15 protein-coding genes are annotated in these 19,051 nt (G+C 51.7%); 8 read left to right on the forward strand and 7 right to left on the reverse strand.

Annotated features, from left to right (window positions below; genetic code table 11):
* The first annotated feature begins 12 nt into the window (after positions 1–12).
* Complete coding sequence (locus tag ACOJTG_RS03285) at positions 13–1,098, forward strand: hypothetical protein (protein WP_420152499.1); 1,086 nt, start codon at positions 13–15, stop codon at positions 1,096–1,098.
* Positions 1,099–1,157: 59 nt separating this feature from the next.
* Positions 1,158–2,261 (forward strand): P1 family peptidase, encoded by a 1,104-nt coding sequence (locus tag ACOJTG_RS03290; RefSeq protein ID WP_420152500.1) that lies wholly within the window; start codon positions 1,158–1,160, stop codon positions 2,259–2,261.
* Positions 2,262–2,426: 165 nt separating this feature from the next.
* On the opposite strand, the gene poxB is transcribed toward ACOJTG_RS03290, so the two are convergent.
* From poxB to ACOJTG_RS03325, 7 genes are all read right to left on the reverse strand, one after another.
* Positions 2,427–4,151, reverse strand: coding sequence for a ubiquinone-dependent pyruvate dehydrogenase (gene poxB / locus ACOJTG_RS03295; protein ID WP_420152501.1), 1,725 nt, complete (start codon positions 4,149–4,151; stop codon positions 2,427–2,429).
* Between the two features lie 394 nt (positions 4,152–4,545).
* On the reverse strand, positions 4,546–6,891 hold the full coding sequence (locus ACOJTG_RS03300) for a TonB-dependent receptor (protein ID WP_420152502.1): 2,346 nt from the start codon (positions 6,889–6,891) through the stop codon (positions 4,546–4,548).
* Positions 6,892–7,040: 149 nt separating this feature from the next.
* Positions 7,041–7,544: a methylated-DNA--[protein]-cysteine S-methyltransferase gene (locus ACOJTG_RS03305; protein WP_420152503.1), complete on the reverse strand. Its 504-nt coding sequence runs from the start codon at positions 7,542–7,544 to the stop codon at positions 7,041–7,043.
* A 25-nt stretch (positions 7,545–7,569) separates the two neighbouring features.
* Positions 7,570–8,478 (reverse strand): tRNA (adenosine(37)-N6)-dimethylallyltransferase MiaA, encoded by a 909-nt coding sequence (gene miaA, locus ACOJTG_RS03310; RefSeq protein WP_420152504.1) that lies wholly within the window; start codon positions 8,476–8,478, stop codon positions 7,570–7,572.
* A 49-nt stretch (positions 8,479–8,527) separates the two neighbouring features.
* Positions 8,528–9,139, reverse strand: a complete 612-nt coding sequence (locus tag ACOJTG_RS03315) for a DNA-3-methyladenine glycosylase family protein (RefSeq protein ID WP_420152505.1) — start codon at positions 9,137–9,139, stop codon at positions 8,528–8,530.
* Positions 9,140–9,149: 10 nt separating this feature from the next.
* Positions 9,150–10,832 carry a sodium:solute symporter gene (locus ACOJTG_RS03320; RefSeq protein WP_420152506.1) on the reverse strand — a complete coding sequence of 561 codons (1,683 nt, stop codon included), beginning with the start codon at positions 10,830–10,832 and terminating at the stop codon, positions 9,150–9,152.
* A 362-nt stretch (positions 10,833–11,194) separates the two neighbouring features.
* Entirely contained in the window at positions 11,195–11,326 is a 132-nt protein-coding gene (locus ACOJTG_RS03325) for a hypothetical protein (RefSeq protein WP_420152507.1), read from the reverse strand.
* A gap of 178 nt (positions 11,327–11,504) precedes the next feature.
* Here ACOJTG_RS03325 and aroB point away from each other — a divergent pair, with 178 nt between their 5' ends.
* From aroB to ACOJTG_RS03355, 6 genes are all read left to right on the forward strand, one after another.
* Positions 11,505–12,530: a 3-dehydroquinate synthase gene (gene aroB, locus ACOJTG_RS03330; protein WP_420152508.1), complete on the forward strand. Its 1,026-nt coding sequence runs from the start codon at positions 11,505–11,507 to the stop codon at positions 12,528–12,530.
* A gap of 26 nt (positions 12,531–12,556) precedes the next feature.
* Positions 12,557–13,120 carry a Crp/Fnr family transcriptional regulator gene (locus ACOJTG_RS03335; RefSeq protein WP_420152509.1) on the forward strand — a complete coding sequence of 188 codons (564 nt, stop codon included), beginning with the start codon at positions 12,557–12,559 and terminating at the stop codon, positions 13,118–13,120.
* 288 nt (positions 13,121–13,408) lie between these two features.
* A complete protein-coding gene (locus ACOJTG_RS03340; RefSeq protein ID WP_420152510.1) occupies positions 13,409–13,828 on the forward strand; it encodes a hypothetical protein in 420 nt (139 codons plus the stop codon).
* Between the two features lie 7 nt (positions 13,829–13,835).
* Positions 13,836–14,882 carry an efflux RND transporter periplasmic adaptor subunit gene (locus tag ACOJTG_RS03345; RefSeq protein ID WP_420152511.1) on the forward strand — a complete coding sequence of 349 codons (1,047 nt, stop codon included), beginning with the start codon at positions 13,836–13,838 and terminating at the stop codon, positions 14,880–14,882.
* 77 nt (positions 14,883–14,959) lie between these two features.
* Positions 14,960–18,055, forward strand: coding sequence for an efflux RND transporter permease subunit (locus ACOJTG_RS03350; protein ID WP_420152512.1), 3,096 nt, complete (start codon positions 14,960–14,962; stop codon positions 18,053–18,055).
* A 28-nt stretch (positions 18,056–18,083) separates the two neighbouring features.
* Positions 18,084–19,051 (forward strand): TolC family protein (locus tag ACOJTG_RS03355; protein WP_420152513.1); only part of this gene is annotated, 968 nt, incomplete at its 3' end.

The raw sequence follows: 19,051 nt of genomic DNA on the forward strand, positions 1-19,051 counted from the left end.
TCGCCAACGCCCTTGAAAGCTGTCTTTTTCCGTACGCTGGTTACCGAATTTTACCGTCAAAATTCGGGCTTCTTCCTGCTGATCTTACTGATCGGTTTTGGTATCATCCGCAGCGACGACCACGTGGCCCTGTTTCGGTACGCGATGGCTTCGCCTTCTACCCTGGTGTATTACTTTATCCCCTGGATACTGTACGGATTAAAAACGCTCAGTTTCGTTCGTAGTCAGTTTCGACATCCGGCGTATGGCTTTCTTGATCATTGGCGGCTGGTTCCGTTTGGCACGCGTCTGAGCGGCTGGGTTACCATGCAGGCCGGACTGTTACTGCCCGTTTTTCTGTACGCGGGCTGGATGAGCGTGTACGCTTTTCCCGGTCGCCAGTGGTCGGCTTTGGTTCTTATAGGTCTGGTTCTGCTGGGGCTCGTCGTACTGCCGATTCCGCTGCTGGAGCGAATGCTGCACCATACGAGTCGGGAAGTTCGCGTGCGTACGTTCATTCGCCACTGGCCCTTACCTTATCCGCTGTACTTCATTCAGCATTTGTTCCGGCGGCAACCGCTGCTGTTACTACTGACCAAAATTTTCTCCGGATTACTGATCATAGGGGTTTGTTTGCTCTACCCCACCGACGATTACGATGAACGTTTGTTGACCATCGGTATGCTCATCGGTGGACTGACGCAACTGGGACTGGCTCAGGAACAGTACATCTTCGAGCATGAGTATCTACTTTTCCTGCGAAACCTGCCCCTTTCGTTCGGCAAACGGATGGGCTATCTGTTCGTACAGGGTTTGCTGCTGTTTATTCCGGAAACCCTGCTCCTCTTCCGCTACCTGCCCGCAACGGTATCGTGGCTGTACGTCGGCAAGGCTCTCTTCTTCGGGATCGGTCTGTGGCTGGCGGGTTTACACCGCTTGTACCAGAACGATAAAAGTCTGGAAAATCTCGGAGCGTATGGGTTATGGGGCTTTCCAATGGGTCTGCTACTCATCATGTTTCAGGTAGATACGGCTCTACTGGGGCTGCTGCTGTGGGTGTACGCGGCCTGGATCAATGCCTACCGCTACTACCGCTCGGAATTTCATTTACCGCAGTAGTTGCTTTCCTTTTGGCTGGCCAATCGTAACTTGGGGTTTGTAAGCTCTTCCCAATTTCTATGAAAAACGTAATTCTACTGCTCTTAATGAGTACTTCCCTCCTTCACGCCCAAACCCGCTTTCGCGAGCATACGCAGCAAACCATTGGCATTCTGAAAACGGGTACGCACAACGCCATCACCGATGTAGCCGGATTGAAAGTAGGACACGTTACGCTGATTGAAGGTCAGCAGATCCGGACGGGCGTAACGGCCATTATTCCTACGGAAGGGAATCTGTTTCAGCAAAAAATCCCGGCGGCCGTTTTTGTGGCGAATGGGTTCGGGAAAATGGCGGGAATCAGTCAGATCAATGAATTAGGCAATCTGGAAACGCCCGTCGTGCTGACCAATACGCTTTCGGTAGCAGCGGGGATGCAGGGGCTTGTTTCGTATACGCTGGCCCAGCCGGGCAATGCTACCGTTCGTTCGGTCAATGCCGTCGTGGGGGAAACCAATGATAGTTTTCTCAACGACATTACGGGTTTTCACGTCAAACCCGAACACGTCACCCAGGCCCTTCAGAAAGCCCAAAGTGGTCCGGTTGCCGAAGGAAATGTCGGAGCTGGAACGGGTACCATCTGCTTTGGCTGGAAGGGCGGGATTGGCACCAGTTCGCGGGTACTGCCGAAAAAGTCTGGTGCGTATACGGTAGGCGTTCTCGTACAAACCAACTTCGGGGGCGTGCTGGAAATCAAAGGAAAACCCATTGGAAAATCGCTGGGCAAGTACTTTCTAAGTGATCAGTTGAATGATCCGGCGGATGGTTCCTGTATGATCATCGTGGCCACGGATGCTCCGCTCACCCACCGCAACCTCGAACGGCTGGCGAAACGGGCCTGGTCGGCCCTGGCGAAAGTGGGGGGTATTGCGTCGAATGGCTCGGGTGAATACGTATTGGCTTTTTCTACCAGCGAAAAGGTACGCATCCCACACAACAGTAAAAAACTGACACTAACCGTTGAGGAAATGGATAATGAAGCGATGTCCCCCTTGTTTCTAGCCGCCATCGAAGCGACGGAAGAAGCTATCCTGAATTCCCTGTGGGCGGCTCGTACCATGCAGGGGAAGAATGGTTCTGTTAACGAGTTACCGAGGGATCAGGTGAGGACTTTGCTGAAGTGAGGATAGGGTTTGAAGTCTGATGAGGTTTAAAGTTTGATCGTGTATAAAGTTTCAGGTTTAATTGTGTTTGAGACCATTATCATCAACCCTGAAAGGGTTCAATGTACATAGCCAGGGGTAAAACCCCTGGCTTCATTCCATAGCTTACTGGCCTCACCGCTTTTTCTACTTCAAAAAGTTAGTCTTAATAGTTTCCACCACATCGCTTAGGTCGCCTCGCAGGGTTTCTTTCATCATGTACATGCTAAAGCCCCAGGCCTGCTGAAACTTGATTTTCGGCGGCATGGATAATTCCGTCGGATTCACTACCACATCCAGGACTACGGGACCGGAGTGACGCAGAGCTTCCTCAATGGCTTCCGGTACATCTTCCGGATTTTCCACCCGAATCCCCCGAATGCCCATGGCTTCGGCCATACGGGCAAAGTTGGGGTTCTTCATATCCGTGCCGAAGGGCGGTATCCCCGCTACCTTCATTTCCATCGCCACAAAACCCAGGGAATAGTTATTATAAATCACCAGTTTAACGGGAAGATTGTACTGATAAATGGTGAGCAGATCGCCCATGAGCATCGAAAATCCACCGTCGCCCGCCAGAGCAATTACCTGACGTTCCGGGAATGCAAACTGGGCTCCAATGGCCTGCGGCATGGCACTCGCCATCGATCCGTGCGTAAAGGACCCAATCAGTCGCCGTTGCCGGGTCATCTTCAGATAGCGAGCCGCCCAGACCGTCGGGGTTCCGACATCACAGGTAAAGATGGCGTCCGGACTGGCCTGTTCACTCAGCACGGACGTAAGGTATTCCGGGTGAATGACCCCATCGTTTTCGTCACCTTTGGCGTGCGAATCCAGCTCCTTGCGGGCTTCCTGATACGCCTCCAGCGAATCGTCGAGGTGACTACGATCCGTTTTCGGTAACAGCATGGGTACTAAGGCTTGAATCGTTGGTCCAACGCTACCCACTACGCCCAGATCCAGCCGCGTACGGCGACCCAGGTGTTCTGGTCGAATATCTACCTGAATGATCTTTGCGTGTTCTGGATACCAGTCTTTATACGGAAAATCGGTACCCAACATCAGCAGTACATCCGCCCGACTGATGGCTTTCGCTCCGGAAGAGAATCCAATCAGGCCCGTTAGCCCTACTGCATAGGGATTTTCGTATTCCAGATATTCTTTGCCCCGTAGAGCGTACACCAGCGGAGCTTTCAACTGCTCGCACAACTGCAGGACTTCCGCGTGGGCTCCGGCACAGCCGCTACCGCCCAGAATCGTAATTCGGTCGGCCTCATTCAGGAGCCGGGCCATCTGCTGTAATTCTTCGTCGGAGGGCCGGATGACGGGTTTTGGCAAAAAGAGGGGATGAATCAGGTTCGTTTCTTCAACGGTTTCGGACGATACATCGCCCGACAGCGTAATCACCGCTACGCCCTGTTTTCCAATCGCATTCTGCATCGCAATCTGGAAAACCCGGGGCATTTGCTTGGCCGAGGAAATCGTCTCGCAGTAGTGACTACACTGCTGAAACAGGTACTCGGGTTTGGTTTCCTGGAAATAACCCGTACCGATTTCCATACTCGGAATCTGAGCCGCAATGGCCAGAACGGGTGCCATACTCCGGTGGCAATCGTATAAACCGTTAATCAGATGCAGGTTTCCCGGTCCGCAGCTGCCCGCACAAACGGCCAGTTGACCCGTTGCCTGTGCTTCAGCTCCGGCCGCAAAGGCAGCCGCTTCTTCGTGCCGGTAATGAATCCATTCGATTTTTCCGGAACGGCGAATTTCGTCGACCAGTCCATTCAGCGAATCGCCTACAATGCCGTGAATGCGGCGAACTCCGGCCTGTACCAGCATTTCGACCATTACGGCCGCAATTGTCTTAGCCATATCTGTAGATAGGTTTTGTATCAGACCTCTTCCGTCACAAAAGCCTTGCCAGATAGGGCTATTTGCAAAGCCGTTAATGATCTTTTAATACCCGAATGGGTTCAGATGAAAGCGGTACTCTTTGAAGCAAGCGGTAGGTTAGGCGGAGCCTAACCAGTAGGGCGTCCGTAGCGGATGCTACGGACAACTAGCAGCTTGGGAAGAAGCTTGAAAGGGTAACCTAAAGCAACGGATGGACCACAACTTAAACGTTTCCGAACCAATACAGACAACGGCTAATCAATCCTTTCAAACTTTATACCCATTGAAACTCCACACTCAAAAAACAGCCCGAACGTAGGAATACGCCCGGGCTGTTTTTCAAATCTCAAACCATAATCAAACCTTACTCAGTTTAGAACGAGTAGCCTACCATTAACATAAACCGTCGTCCGCTGCCTCGGGTGTAGTTTTCATTACTACCATAGAACTGAGCGATATTGGTGTAATAACTCGTGTTGAGCAGGTTTTCAACCCCCAGATTGAGTCGCACCTGCGTACTTACCTTGTATCCAACATTCAGATTCCAGAGGTTGTAGGATCGAATCCGTCCCTCGTAAATCGCATACGTACCGTTGGCCCGGGGCATGAAGCGATTCCGGTCGCCCAATCGCCACCAGTTCAGGTCGACACTCAGGTTTTTAATACCCGTATAACGAGCGTAAAGGGTGGTTTTATCGGGTGAAATACGGCTGGCGTTCAGGTAGGTATCATAATCTCCATTCGAATTTTTATCCACTTTTCCTTCCGTAAAGGCATAGTTTCCTCCGACAGAAAACGTTGGTACCGGAGACCAGTCGAGCTGTACTTCGTAACCCCATACGCGTTCGGGAGCCCGCTCGGTCGAGTACACGCCTTCGCCCAGATCCACGAAGTTAGCACCCAACTTGGAGGTACTAATGTACGTAGACGCCGCTAAAGAAAAGGTTCCGATCTGACTACTGAAACCAGCTTCGTAGTTATTAACAATGATGGGTTGCGTTTGCAGTTTTTCGATGGTATTCTCCTGAGCTGAACGCAGAATCCGACCTAAATCATAAATCGAGAAGGCTTGTGAATAACTGACAAAAGGATTGAATGCTTTGTTTTTAGAGTACCGGAGTCCGGCATTGAAGACCAGGGCTTCGTAATCCAGATTTCCGCCTTTCACGAAAATGCTGCCCTGCCCGTTAGGGCCAGTCGCGAGCGTATTGAAATCGGCAATTTTAGTCTTGATATTTTCCGTCCGAACGCCCGCTTTCAGGGTCAGCCCTTCCACCAAAGCAGCACTCAACTGAGCGTAAGGGGCCAGGTTCCGCATGTTGATGTTCGGTACCCAGGTCCGACCGTCTACCAACGACTGCGAAGTCTGGTCGTTGAGCAAGTCAAAGCCGTAGGTAACGTCCCCGCGAATGCGGCTGGCAATCACAAAAGGACTGTTCAGATTGACCCGAAGCCCTTTTTTCTGGGAAGGAATCTGCGATTGGCCGGCACCGTAAAACGAAGCCGAGTTGGAATACACCGTTAGAAAGTCCTGAAAATATAAACTAGCGTTAATACTGGTTCCGCCGATGATATTCCGACCGATGTACTGAAGGTTGGCGTTGTGGTTATGCCGCGTTCCTTCATCCACACCTACGCGTTTGCCAATCACGCCGATGGCAGGACTCACGCCGTACTTACCCGGCTTCAGTACGTAATTGGAATGCTGATTGGAGCCGTAGAAGTTGTACATCCCTTCAATCCGATGCTTGCTGGATATGTCGTAACCGACTTTCACGAATGCGTTGTAGATACGCGTTTCGCCCAGACCGTATTCGGGGGAGATGACCTGACCTTCGCCATCCCGAAACACGCCCGTTTTCTCGTGCATCCCACTCACGACGTAGTCTACTTTTCCGGTACGTCCGAAAAATTGCTGGGAAAAGCGGTAGCCGAAGGTACTGTCCCCCTGGGTATTACCCGTCATGGCCAGTTGCGTAGAGCCGCCCGAATGGTCTTCCGGACGTACTTTCTTCGTGATGTAGTTAATCAATCCGCCATCAGCTCCGTTACCGTAAATGGAGGTCGCTCCTTTGATGACTTCAATGCGTTCGATCACGGAAGGATCAATGGTACGAATATCGCGACCACCCGCCCGCAGGGGCGTTGATTGCGGAATGCCATCGATGAGTACCAGCACGTTACGGCCCCGTAAGGTTTGCCCGCTATTACCGGTTTGGTTGGTGGAAGGAGCGAGTCCGGGTACCGTATTGGAAAGAATGTTGGCAACGTTGGGACTAATGCCCGCCTGCGTTTCCAGTTCCTTCCCGGCAATCACCGTAACGGAAGAAGGCGTTTCTGCCAGCGTCTCCACCCGACGTCCCGCCGAAACAATCACTTCGGAAAGCTGTTTGTTGGTCTCTGTTGTCTGCAGCGTCACTTCATTTTTCTCACCCGCTATCAGCGTAATGGCTTGGCGTACGGTTTCGTAGCCTACTCCGCTGGCGATAATCGTGTAGGATCCGGCGGTGGCTTTCATCGAGAAATTCCCGGCTTCATCGGCGGTCGTGATGGCCCGAACGCGTCCTTCTTGCTCCAGTGAAATATTGATGAAGGCAGCGAGTCCCTTTTCGGTACGGACCGTTCCCTGAAGGGTGATACGATCGGATTGAGCTTGGGCAGTAGTGAAGAAAAAGAAGGTTAAAAGAAAAAGATAGGGAAGTTTTAACTGGGGGTGCATGAGAATCGGTTCATAGTTACGCCCCCAAATTTATTTATATTTAGATTTATTACAGATAATAATTTTCAAATTCATAGTCCAGATTCGGATTAGCCCTACTTTTTGCTATATACGTTTAACAGGTTGGTGCTTAGGACAAACGCGTCTTCTTACTCCCACAACGACGTTTGGGCAATGCCTCCTTCCAATCGCAGCAGACGGTTTTTATAGACTAACCCACCCGCAAAACCTACGAGTTTCCCCGACGCCCCCACGACCCGGTGACAGGGGGCCACAATCGAAATCGGATTACGGTTAGCGGCACCACCCACGGCTCGTACCGCCTGCGGATTTCCCAGTTGTTGGGCAATCTCGCCATACGTACGGGTTTGACCGTAAGGAATGGTTAGCAAGGCCTGCCAGACTTGTTTCTGAAACTCAGTTCCGATGAAGTCCAGGGGCAAGGTGAAGGTCTTTCGTTTTCCAGCAAAATATTCCCCTAGCTGCTGTTCCGTTTCCAACAATACGGGATGTTGTTCATCTGGCGAACCCAGGGCGATTGAAACGCGTTCGGGGCGATCCTTTTCCCAAAGGATCGCAGCTAGACCCTGATTACTGGCTACCAATGTTAGCAGACCGACGGGCGAGGGTATCGTTTTGTAAGAAGTAGACATCGTGTGTTAGAGAGGCCCTGAAAAATCAGGAACTAAGGTTTTCCAGTACGTAGGCCTTGACGCCATCGTAATCTTCCGCATCGAACCATTGAAAATGATCCTGATGGCGGAACCAGGTGAGCTGTCGTTTGGCATACCGGCGACTATTCTGCTGGATTTTCTCAACCATCGTTTCGTAGGCATACGTACCGTCGAAATAGTCGAATACTTCCTGATAGCCCACCGTTTTCAAGGCATAATGGTTTCGGTACTCGGCCACGCTCCGCACTTCCTCGACGAGCCCCTGCTGGAGCATGAGTTCCACTCGCTGATTGATCCGATCATACAAAATCGCCCGGTCGCGGGTCAGGCAGATTTTCAGTATTCGGAAGGGTCGCTCGACCTTGTGTCCGGTTCGGAAGCTGGAGTACGGCTTACCCGTCGCTAGGCAAACTTCCAGAGCCCGCACGATGCGTTGGGTATTGTTGCGATCCACGTAGTCGAAATACGCCGGATCGAGCTGCCGGAGTTCATCAACCAGCGGGGTAATTCCCTCCTGCTCAAATCGTTCCATCAATTTTTTCCGGATGTCCAGATTTACTTCGGGCATTTCGTCCATGCCGTCGGTAATTACCTTCAGAAATAGGCCGGAACCACCCGTCAGGATGGCTACGTCGGTACGCGTGAAAATCTCCTGAATGGTTTGTAGGGCTTCGCGTTCAAAGTCGCCTACGCTAAAATACTCGGCAATGGAATGCGAATCGACAAAATGGTGCGGTACGCCCTGTCGCTCGGGCAGGCTGGGTTTAGCCGTACCGATGCTGAGTTCGCGGTAAAACTGCCGGGAATCCGCCGAAACAATTTCCGTACCGAGTTCCTGGGCCAATCGTACGCACAATTCTGTTTTTCCAACGGCCGTCGGACCGGCGATTATTACTAAAGTAGGAAGACGCATAGCGAAACAAACGCGGCCCGGAACTGAGTCCAGACCGCGTTTTCAGGTATTAATTACTGTTTTTCTGTTGATTTTTCCACCGCCACATGGCCCGGCTGGCCGTGGTTCGGTAGGGTCGCCAGTGTTCGGCGATTTCGATCATCCGCTTGCGAAGGTTCCGGTCTTTTTCCAGCCCATACACCAGCATCATGCCCTGCTGTACGCCCAGATCATCGACGGGAAATACGTCCGGACGCTGTAACGTAAAGATCAGAATCATTTCCACCGTCCAGCGGCCTACGCCTTTAATCTGGCTGAGATAATCGACGAGGGCATCATCGTCATACTCGTCCCAGTTCTTGTTTTCCAGCTTTTCCTTTAACCAGAATTCCGCTACATTCTGCATGTAATGGGCTTTCGACTTGGACAAGCCCACCGAACGCAGCGTCTCAATATCCAAAGCTAAAAGTTGCTGTGGATGCGGGTACTCGCCGGGAAACAGGGTTAGAAATCGCTGAAAAATAACGGCAGCGGCCTTCGTCGATAATTGTTGGGAGACGATGGAATCGAGTAAGTCGTAGTATAAATCGCCCGTTGGCTCCGGAGCGGGTAAGGTTACCGCCGCCAGAACTTTAGCCAGTTTGGCGTCGCGGTGAACCAGATGAACGAGTGCTTCCTGCATAGATTTAATCCTAATTTGGGGAATTAGTAGTGCGGTCTAGTCCTCTCAGCAGCAGACCCAGCCCCACCACAGCCACGCAGCCAATGACGTTGAGCCAGAGAAAAGCCGTCAGATTCAGTACCCAGAACACGACTACCAAAATCTCGGCTCCAACCGCTGCCCAGAACGTAGCTTGGGCTCCAATTGACTTAAAGTAAAAGGCAACCACAAATACGCCCAGAACCGTTCCGTAAAACAACGATCCGAGAATATTAACGGCTTCGATCAGGCTACCGACGCGGCTGGCGTACATGGCGACCGCAATACTAAGCATGCCCCAAACCGCGGTACTGATTTTCGATACGCGGATATAATGAGCTTCGGTACCGTTTTTGACCCACATGCGTCGGTAAATATCTACCACGAAGCTCGAGGTAAGTGAACTGATGGCCGAAGCGATGGACCCCATCGAAGCGATAAAAATAATGGCAATTAGCAGGCCCACCACGCCCGGCGGCAGGTATTTTACCACAAAGGATAGAAATACGTAGTTGGTATCGTTGGCGTTGCCGCCCTCGGCCTGCACCAGTTTTTTGGTTTGATTCCGAAGCTCGGTTGTTTGATGGTCGAGGGTTTGAACGCGTTGTTGCAGGGAAGCAATACCGCCTTCGTCTCCACGTTCGAGGGCCGATTGTAATTGCGTTACGACCTGCTTTTTTTCCTGGAATCGCTGCGTATGCTCCCGCTGAAGCGTCTGATATGCGGCGGTATGTTCGACTTTCTTTAAAGCCGTTTCGTTAAAGAGTAAGGGGGGCTGATGAAATTGGTAGAAGACAAACACCAATGCTCCCACCAGCAGAATCAGAAACTGCATGGGAATTTTGACGATGCCGTTCATGAGCAGTCCCAGCCGACTTTGTCCGATGGTTTCGCCCCCGAGGTACCGCCCGACCTGCGACTGGTCGGTACCGAAATAACTCAGTTGCAGGAAAAACCCGCCGATCAATCCCGACCAGATGTTGTAGCGATCATTCCAGTCGAATTGCCAGTTGATGGTTTGCAGCTTCCCCATCTTCCCGGCCACCTCCAGCGTATCGACCAAACCCATGTTTTCGGGCAGGAGTCGTACGACCAGATACCCCGCCAGAAACATACCACCGAGGACGATAAACATCTGCTGTACGTGCGTATAGCTCACCGCTCGACTTCCACCAATGACGGTATAAATCAGCAGTATACCTCCCATCGCCAGATTCGTCCAGACAATATCCCAGCCAAAAATGGTGGAAAGAATAATACTCGGAGCGTAGATACTGATGCCCGTGGAAAGCCAGCGGGGCAACAGAAACAGCAGGGCCGTGAGGGTACGGGTCTTCAGATCGAACCGCGTTTCGAGAAATTCATACGCGGTATAGACGTTCAGTCGATGAAAAATTGGAATGAAGGTAATGGAGATGACGACCATGGCCAGGGGCAGTCCGAAGTAGAACTGCACGAATCGCATGCCGTCGGTGTAGGCTTGTCCCGGTCCCGACAGAAAGGTAACCGCCGAGGCCTGCGTAGCCATCACGCTCAGGCAGACGTGCCACCAGGTCAGCGTATGGCCGCCCGTCAGGTAAGTTTCCAGGTTTTGTTGCTGTCGACTGCGGTAGATGCCGTAACCTACAATGAAGGTTAGGGTAACGCCCAGTACGATCCAATCGAGTAAAGACATATACTCAAGGGTAAAGAGGTATTTTTGGGTTTATTCGTTGGTTTTTGCTGGGGCTTGGTGCCTATAGACTGGGTTTGGTCCTGCTTACTGGCTGACTAGTAGCCCGTGAGCCTTCTAGGCTGGACCTTTCCACGACTGACCATTCCATGGCGGCAACCGCCCGCTTTAGGCCACTGCGTTGCGACGGTCGTCAGTCGTTGCGTTGCCAGCATGGGATGCCCCGCATGGGATGCCCCGCATGGAGTGCATACGGACGAAAGGGCAGCCGTACTGGCGGGACGAACGAGTGATCCTGTAGCACGATAAACTTCTGTATGCAATGTATGCCGATGAAATAGCTACGCATCCCTATTAAAAACACGTTAGGAAAATGCCTCGGTAAACCACCAGAACAAACCAATCATCAGGATAAGATTAGCGATGACTAAGGCATAGAGCTGCTGCCAGGACCGGATAAAGGGTGGCAGGCTTTCACGATCTTCATTCTTACTCATGTTCGTATGCAATCAATCCATAAAGGATGCAAACTGCCCAATTTTGAGCACTTGACCAACTTTTACCCATAATCCCTTCCGTAAAGGGAACGAAGAAGCCAGGCTGTTTTTGTACCTCCCGCCGATAACTTTTACGCCCGGCTGTCGACTCTCTACTCTTTCGTCTATTTTTGCGGCTATGGTACAGATCGCCCCTATTACCGAAAGCCTGCCCGCTTTCCTTGCCTCGCACTCCTTTTCTCAGGTAGCCGTTCTGGTGGATGAGCAAACCCGTCAGCACTGCTATCCCCGCATTCAGTCCTTACTGCCCCCGCATACGCTGATTGAGATCCGTTCGGGTGAAAGCGAAAAGCACCTGGGAACGGCCACGCAAATCTGGGAAGGACTCACGAAAGCGGCTTTCGATCGCCACGGCCTGCTGATCAATCTTGGCGGCGGCGTCATTGGCGATATGGGCGGCTTCTGTGCGGCAACCTACAAACGGGGGATTGCCTTTATTCAAATCCCCTCGACTTTACTTTCGCAGGTCGATGCCAGCGTAGGCGGCAAACTGGGTATTGATTTTCAGGGTTTGAAAAATCACATTGGCGTCTTCCAGATCCCCGACGCCGTTCTGATTGACGCCGATTTTCTGGCTACGCTCCCACCCCGTGAGCTTCGGTCGGGTTTTGCCGAGATCATCAAACATTGCCTTATCGCCGATGCGGCTAAATGGGAGGAACTCCGTCAACAAAGCTGGGAAACGCAGAACTGGACGGACCTGATCGCTCATTCCGTCGCCATTAAAGAACGGGTGACGCAGGCCGATCCTACGGAGAAAGGATTACGAAAGATTCTCAATTTCGGTCATACGCTCGGTCACGCCATCGAAACGTATTTTCTGGAAGATCCCGAAAAGCGGCTCCTGCACGGGGAAGCTATTGCGGCGGGTATGCTCACAGAAGCATTTCTGAGTCGGCAACGCGGTTGGCTTACGGAAGAACAATTCGAGGCCATTCAATCGTACCTGCTTCAAACCTATGGCCAAGCACAGATTCCTGCCGACGCCTTCGAGGCGATTGTTGAACTGACGGCTCAGGATAAGAAAAACCGGGGTAAAGAAATTCGGTTCTCCCTACTCGACGGCATCGGTACCTGTCGCTTCGACATTCCCGTATCCAGCTCCGAAATGCAGGAAGCTCTGACGTACTACGCGGGCCTGTAAGGGCGTCGTTTCAAATCGGTTCCCTTATGCATATTATTACCTTCCTTCAACAGCACTTACCCTTATCTGCGGAAGTCGTCGAAGAGCTTCAGAAAATTATTGTTCGGGAACACCTTCCGAAAAACCACGTGCTGGTCCGACCGGGCCAGCACTGTCGACGGCTCTTTTTCATTGAAGAAGGACTCATTCGGGAACACTATCAAAGCCTCTCGGGGAAAGAAACGACGTACCGATTTCATACGGAAGACAATTTCGTAACGGCAGACGAAAGTTTCATCGACGGTCAACCCAGTCAGTATTACCTGGAAACCCTGGAGGAGACGACGCTCTGTTCCATCTCGCACGAAGACTTTGAAAAGCTGCTGAAACGGTATCCCCTTTTCGAGCAATTGCACATACTGGTTATGCATCAGGTCATGCGGGAAATGAAGGAACGCATCACGGCCCTGCAATTTCAAACGGCCACCGAACGCTACGAGTCGTTGCTCCGAAACCAGCCTTCCATTTTTCAGCGGGTCAGTCTGGGTCATATTGCTTCGTACCTCGGCATTTCGCAGGAGACGTTAAGTCGGATTCGGAGTAAAAAGTAGGCATAGCCTACAAATTTGAACATCCGTAGCGGATGCTACGGATAACGCAGGTTTCTATTGGCCGTAGCATTCTTGCAAGGAAATACACTTTAGTAGAAGAAGCAGAATCTACCTTCCTACAAAAAACACTTCATTCCCCCTCCCATTTCCAGGGAGCGAGTGGTCCGTAGCGGATGCTACGGACACCCAAATTAGTAGGCTCCGCCTACCCTTTTGCTTTTTGACTTTTATCAAAGAGCTTGGCCTAATTCTTTCCGAGCTTTGCATTCACAACCCGGAAGCAATGTTATGAATGCCTTGAATTTCATGCAGCAAAGCAGTCTTCTACCAAAGCGACACTGGATATTCTTATCGACGTCGTATTCCCTGCATTCGCTGATCGACCTTATAAAAAATTTGCTAAATCGCCACCAGCCGTGTACCGTCGTTCATGGCCTGACGCAGCTGAATTCTCCGTTTTTTCCCGACGAGCTTACCCGTCTTGAATCGACGTTTCGTGGTCTTTTGAAAACGTATTACGTATTCGGCAGTCCTACACCAGCTTACTCGGCGTTAGACCTGCTTGAATCGCTCACGAATACAGTCCCAGTATCAGAGCTAAGTTTTATTCTGACGGATACTGAAGAATGGGTTGACAGTGTCATTGAACACTTACTGTTTTTAGAAATCCCCCAATCACAAATTCACCTACTGGAAACGATTAACTAATGAAGTTATGAAACCCAAGCCTTATTTTTCCATCGGTTTAGCAGCCTTCGTACTCGCCAGCTGCCAGAGCAAACCCGCTCCCGAAACTGCCGCCGCTGATCCGGCCGTACCCGTACTGACGCAAACGGTTAGTCGTTCTTCTTCAGACAATCAGATTTCCATCAGCGGAAACGTCGAAGGAAACCGGACCGTCAAACTCGGTTTTCTCGTGGGGGGAAAAATCAACTACATCGCCGCTACGGAAGGCCAGCCCGTAGCCGCTGGAAAAGTACTCGCCAGTCTGGACCCCACCAGTTATCGGCTCGGCGTGGACGCGGCTACTGCCAGCGTCAATCAGGTGCAGGATGAGTACAACCGGCTCAAGCTCATGCACGATCGCAACAGCCTCAGCGATGCCGATTTCGCCAAAGTCTCTAACGGACTCAAACAGGCTCAAGCCCAGGCCGGACTCCAGAAAAAGAATCTTTCGGATACGAAGCTCTACGCCCCGTTCTCGGGCGTGTTGCTCAAAAAAAATACGGAGATTGGCGAAATCGTAGGCTCGGGAATGCCCCTGTTTATCGTTTCGGATATCCAGAAAGTAAAAGTCAACGCGGCTATTCCGGAATCGGAATTACAGCGGGTCAAAATCGGTCAGTCAGCTCAGGTGTACATCTCAGCCCTCGACAGCACCTTCACCGGAAAGGTGACCGAAGTAGGTTCCGCCGCCGATGCGACGACGCGTTCGTTTTCGGTGAAGATTGAATTACGGAATCCCAAGCTCCTGATTCGTCCTGGTATGGTGGCCGAAGTGAAATTGCCTTCGACGCAGAAAACGGAATCGCTCACCTTACCCGCCGAAGCCGTCTTGCACGATACCGATAATTCTTCCTACGTTTTTGTAGCCGATTCGCAGAAAAAGCAGGCCTTTAAACGTCGCGTATCCATCGGTCGCCTGCTGGATTCTACCATTGAAATCACCTCCGGTTTACAGCCGGGCGAGCTGGTCATTACGGGTGGGCAGCAGAAAATCCATGACGGTTCCGCTATTCAGCTTACCAATACCCAACCTTAACGTATACAACATAACGTTCAATTTCCTTTAACGGACGTATACGCTTACTACTCTACAGGCCTTATCCAGTGTAGATCATGAATTTTGTCAAATCATCCCTAAAATATTCGCAGGTTACGCTGACGGTACTGCTGATGGTTTTTGCCGTTGGTATCCATTCTCTGCTGACCATGCCCCGCCGGGAAGACCCCAAGATTACCATTCGTACGGGTCTGGTACTGGCGTATTTCCCCGGAGCGAATTCCGCTCAGGTGGAAGATCAGGTTACGAAAAAGCTGGAGCAATACCTGTTTCAGTTTGAAGAAGTCAAAAAATCCAAAACCTTCTCCACGACCCGCGACGGAGCCGTCGTCATTAACGTGGAACTGGAGGATAAGGTCAAAGATCCGGACGTATTCTGGAGTAAACTGCGGCACGAATTACTCGTCGCCAAAACGCTGGCTCTGCCCGAAGGCGTACGTGGCCCGATCGTCAACTCCGACTTTGGGGATACGGAAGCTCTGGTCATCGGTATCGAATCCGATCAGGCTTCGTACAACGAGTTGAAAGACTATCTGCAAAAAGTAGAAGATCAGCTCCGGACGCTGCCCGCCGTGTCAAAAATCAAACGCATTGGCGAGCAAAAAGAACAGATCGTCATTACGAGTAATTCAGAGAAACTGGCTCAGTACGGCATCAAGTTCACGCAGGTCATGAACGTACTGAAATCCCAGAATGCCATTAGTCCGACGGGAAATGTGAAAACCGGTACGGCGGAGGTACCGCTCTACGCCAACGGTGGTTACAGTACCGAAAGCCAGATTGCCAGTCAGATTATCGGTACTTCCAAAACCGGAGACGTGATTCGGCTGGGCGACGTAGCCCGCATCACCCGTCAATACCAGGACCCCACCAGTACTACCACCGTGAACGGACACCGGGCCCTGATGCTGGCTGTAGAAATGCACGAAGGAAACAACATCGTGTCGTTTGGCAAGGACGTTGATGCTCAGTTAGAAGCCGTTAAAAAATTACTACCGAGTACGGTGAAGTTAACGACGATTGTCAATCAGCCGCATCTGGTGGATGAAAACGTTGGTCACTTCATTCGGGAATTTTTCCTGGCCATTGTTTCGGTCGTGATTGTCGTGATTTTGCTCCTGCCCTTCCGCATTGCGGCGGTAGCGGCCATGGCGATTCCGATGACCGTCGCCGTCACCTTTGCCCTGCTGCACGCCTTCGGTATCGAGCTGCATCAGGTCTCGCTGGCAGCCTTGATTGTGGTACTGGGCATGGTGGTCGATGATGCCATCGTCATTGCCGATAACTACGTGGAACTGCTCGATGAAGGGCTGGATCGCTGGACGGCCGCCTGGCGGAGTGCCAGTGACCTGGTTGTGCCCGTATTTGCGGCAACAATTACGATCATTGCTTCGTTTATGCCGATGGTTATTCTGTCGGGATCGGTGGGTGAATTTATTTTTGCCCTGCCTATTACGGTCGCCATTGCCTTGTCGGCTTCGTTTATCGTCGCCATGATTCTGACGCCCTTACTGTGTTATACCTTCATCAAAAAAGGCTTACACGATCCTTCCGAGGCGAATAAGAAGAAACGTACGTCCCTGCTGGACCGGATGCAGAATGGCTACAACACGGCCATCGACTGGTGCATGCGTCATTCCGGCGTAACGATTCTGGGCAGTTTGCTGACAGTTGCCCTGGCGGGTTTGCTGTTCACGACGATCCGGCAGAAGTTTTTCCCGGCGGCGGAGCGGAATCAGTTCGTCGTAGAATTATGGATGCCGACGGGTACGAAACTCGATAAAACCCGGGCGGCTATCAATAAAATTGAAAACGTTGTCAAGAAAGATCAGCGGGTAACGAGTTACGCCACCTTTGCGGGTACGAGTGCTCCGCGGTTCTATTACAACTTTTCGCCCGAAGTACCCGTCACCAATTACGCCCAGATTCTGATCAATACCACGGATATTGCCAGTACGCAGGCGATGGCGGAAGACCTGACGCGTCAGGTCGATGCCCTGGTGCCCGAAGGACGTCCGCAGGTCAAACTCATGCAACAGGGTACGGTTACCAAAGCTCCGGTGGAAGTACGCATCGTGGGCGACGATCTGCCGACGCTCAAGCAAATCGGTGTACAGGTAGATAGCGTGCTAAGAAATACCCCCGGTAGTGCCATGGTGCGTACCGATTTTATGGAAGATTATTACGGAGTAAATATCAACCTCAAGGGCGAAGCCAACCGACTGGGCTTTACTACCTCCAGCATCGGGCAAACGGTTTACGCTGGTTTCAACGGGGCTCCCGTGACTACCTTGTACGAAGGCACTACGCCCGTGGATCTGGTGGTACGGCTGGATGAAACCAACCGCCGCAACTTCGATGATTTGCTCAACACGTACCTCTCCTCCCCCGTCACGGGAGCTTCGGTGCCCCTGCGGCAAATCGCCGATCTACAACCCGCCTGGCAAACGGGCCGTATCATGCACCGCAACGGCGTTCGCACACTGACGGTCCAAAGCGAAACGCAGGCGAACCTGTTGCCCTCGGAATTGCTCAAGGCCGTTCAACCTAAAATCGAGTCGCTGAAGTTACCCGCTGGTTACCGCATCGAATACGGGGGTGAGTACGAAGGACAGAAAGAAACGTTCAGTCAGATGGTGGTGGTCATGGTGATTAGTATCGTCCTGATTTTCCTGATTCTGTTGTTCCAGTTCCGGAATATCAAGGAAGCTCTGCTGGTGATGCTGACCATTCCGCTGAGTCTGTTCGGGGCGTTCCTGGGACTGATTCTGACGCATAACAACTTTGGCTTTACGGCTTTCGTCGGACTGATTAGTTTATCGGGGATTGTGGTGCGGAATGCGATCATCCTTGTCGATCATACCAACGAACTGCTCAAACACGGCATGGACATCCCTACCGCCGCCGCCGAATCAGGAAAACGACGCTTACGTCCGATTTTCCTGACGGCCATGGCCGCTGCCATTGGAGTACTCCCCATGATTCTCTCGGGATCGCCCATGTGGAGTCCGCTGGCGAGCGTCATTGCCGTGGGCGTAGTCTGGTCGATGATTATGGCCCTGCTGACGGTACCCGTGCTGTACGTGAAAATGATTAAACCGAAAGACAAAGCGTATCTGATGAGCGTTGGCCGCGATACGCAACCCGTCTAAGTCTTTTCAACCCATTCCATTAAAACCCATGAAAAAGGTTTTGTTATACAGCTTTCTGCTCGGCTCGGCGTGGTCCGTACAAGCCCAGGAAGTACTCTCGCTGGAAGAAGCCAAAAGTCAGGCTTTGCAGCACAATCGCTTGTTGAGTATTCAAAAAGAGAAGGTCCGCGAAAGCGAATACAAAGTCACGGAAGCCAAAACAAAGAACAAGCCGCAGTTTCTGGCTTCGGGCATGTACGTCTTCAATGGAATCACGAAAGATCTGGCAATTCCCGCCGGAGCCTTTGGTCAGGTGGGAGGCACGTATCTGCCACAAAAGCCCGTTCCCTTGTTTCAAAGTAAACACAACCTCTTTCTCGGCTCGGTTGGAGCGTACCAGCCGATTAGTCAGCTCGGTAAAATCAAGGTGGGGGTGAAAGCCGCCGAAGCCGACGTACGCATCGCCCAGACGCAGGTAACCAAAGCTGAGCTGGAAGTACTCCAGGGCGTAGAAAAGCTGTATTACGGCGTGCTGATCACTCAGAAGCAGCTCGACGAAGCCAACGCCAACGTGCAGCTTACCCAGGCCAAGCTATACGACGTGGAAAGTGCCCTGCTGGCGGGGAAAACCGACGAAGTATACAAAGTAGGTTTACAGGCCGATCTGGCCAACCAGCAGCAGAAAGTGGTGCAGATCATGAACCAGATGGAAGATTATGAGGCGGATCTGAAAGTCGTACTCGGCGTGCCGGATACGGATTCCCTACGACTCACTGATGTAAGCATGGAAGCTTTAGCCGTACAGCCGCTGAATACCTATCTGGAAGAAGCCCGTCAGTCTAATCCGGACGTAAAACTAGCGACACAAACCATCGAAAAGGTAGATTACGGCATTGAAGCCGCCCGCAAGGACAAGCTTCCCAATGTCGGCATACTAGCTGGCTACAACTACCAGAACGTCATTTCGGATTTGCCGGCGAATAATTACTTCCTGGGATTAAACGTGAGCTGGAACAT

The sequence above is a fragment of the Siphonobacter sp. genome (genome assembly GCF_048595215.1).
Classification (GTDB): domain Bacteria; phylum Bacteroidota; class Bacteroidia; order Cytophagales; family Spirosomataceae; genus Siphonobacter.

Excerpts from the sequence above, each read along its gene's own strand:
- ACOJTG_RS03335 (WP_420152509.1), top strand. The coding sequence starts at position 12,557 with ATGCATATTATTACCTTCCTTCAACAGCACTTACCCTTATCTGCGGAA.
- miaA (WP_420152504.1), bottom strand. The coding sequence starts at position 8,478 with ATGCGTCTTCCTACTTTAGTAATAATCGCCGGTCCGACGGCCGTTGGA.
- ACOJTG_RS03305 (WP_420152503.1), bottom strand. The coding sequence starts at position 7,544 with ATGTCTACTTCTTACAAAACGATACCCTCGCCCGTCGGTCTGCTAACA.
- aroB (WP_420152508.1), top strand. The coding sequence starts at position 11,505 with ATGGTACAGATCGCCCCTATTACCGAAAGCCTGCCCGCTTTCCTTGCC.
- ACOJTG_RS03340 (WP_420152510.1), top strand. The coding sequence starts at position 13,409 with ATGAATGCCTTGAATTTCATGCAGCAAAGCAGTCTTCTACCAAAGCGA.
- ACOJTG_RS03345 (WP_420152511.1), top strand. The coding sequence starts at position 13,836 with ATGAAACCCAAGCCTTATTTTTCCATCGGTTTAGCAGCCTTCGTACTC.
- ACOJTG_RS03350 (WP_420152512.1), top strand. The coding sequence starts at position 14,960 with ATGAATTTTGTCAAATCATCCCTAAAATATTCGCAGGTTACGCTGACG.
- ACOJTG_RS03325 (WP_420152507.1), bottom strand. The coding sequence starts at position 11,326 with ATGAGTAAGAATGAAGATCGTGAAAGCCTGCCACCCTTTATCCGGTCC.
- ACOJTG_RS03300 (WP_420152502.1), bottom strand. The coding sequence starts at position 6,891 with ATGCACCCCCAGTTAAAACTTCCCTATCTTTTTCTTTTAACCTTCTTT.
- ACOJTG_RS03290 (WP_420152500.1), top strand. The coding sequence starts at position 1,158 with ATGAAAAACGTAATTCTACTGCTCTTAATGAGTACTTCCCTCCTTCAC.
- poxB (WP_420152501.1), bottom strand. The coding sequence starts at position 4,151 with ATGGCTAAGACAATTGCGGCCGTAATGGTCGAAATGCTGGTACAGGCC.
- ACOJTG_RS03320 (WP_420152506.1), bottom strand. The coding sequence starts at position 10,832 with ATGTCTTTACTCGATTGGATCGTACTGGGCGTTACCCTAACCTTCATT.
- ACOJTG_RS03315 (WP_420152505.1), bottom strand. The coding sequence starts at position 9,139 with ATGCAGGAAGCACTCGTTCATCTGGTTCACCGCGACGCCAAACTGGCT.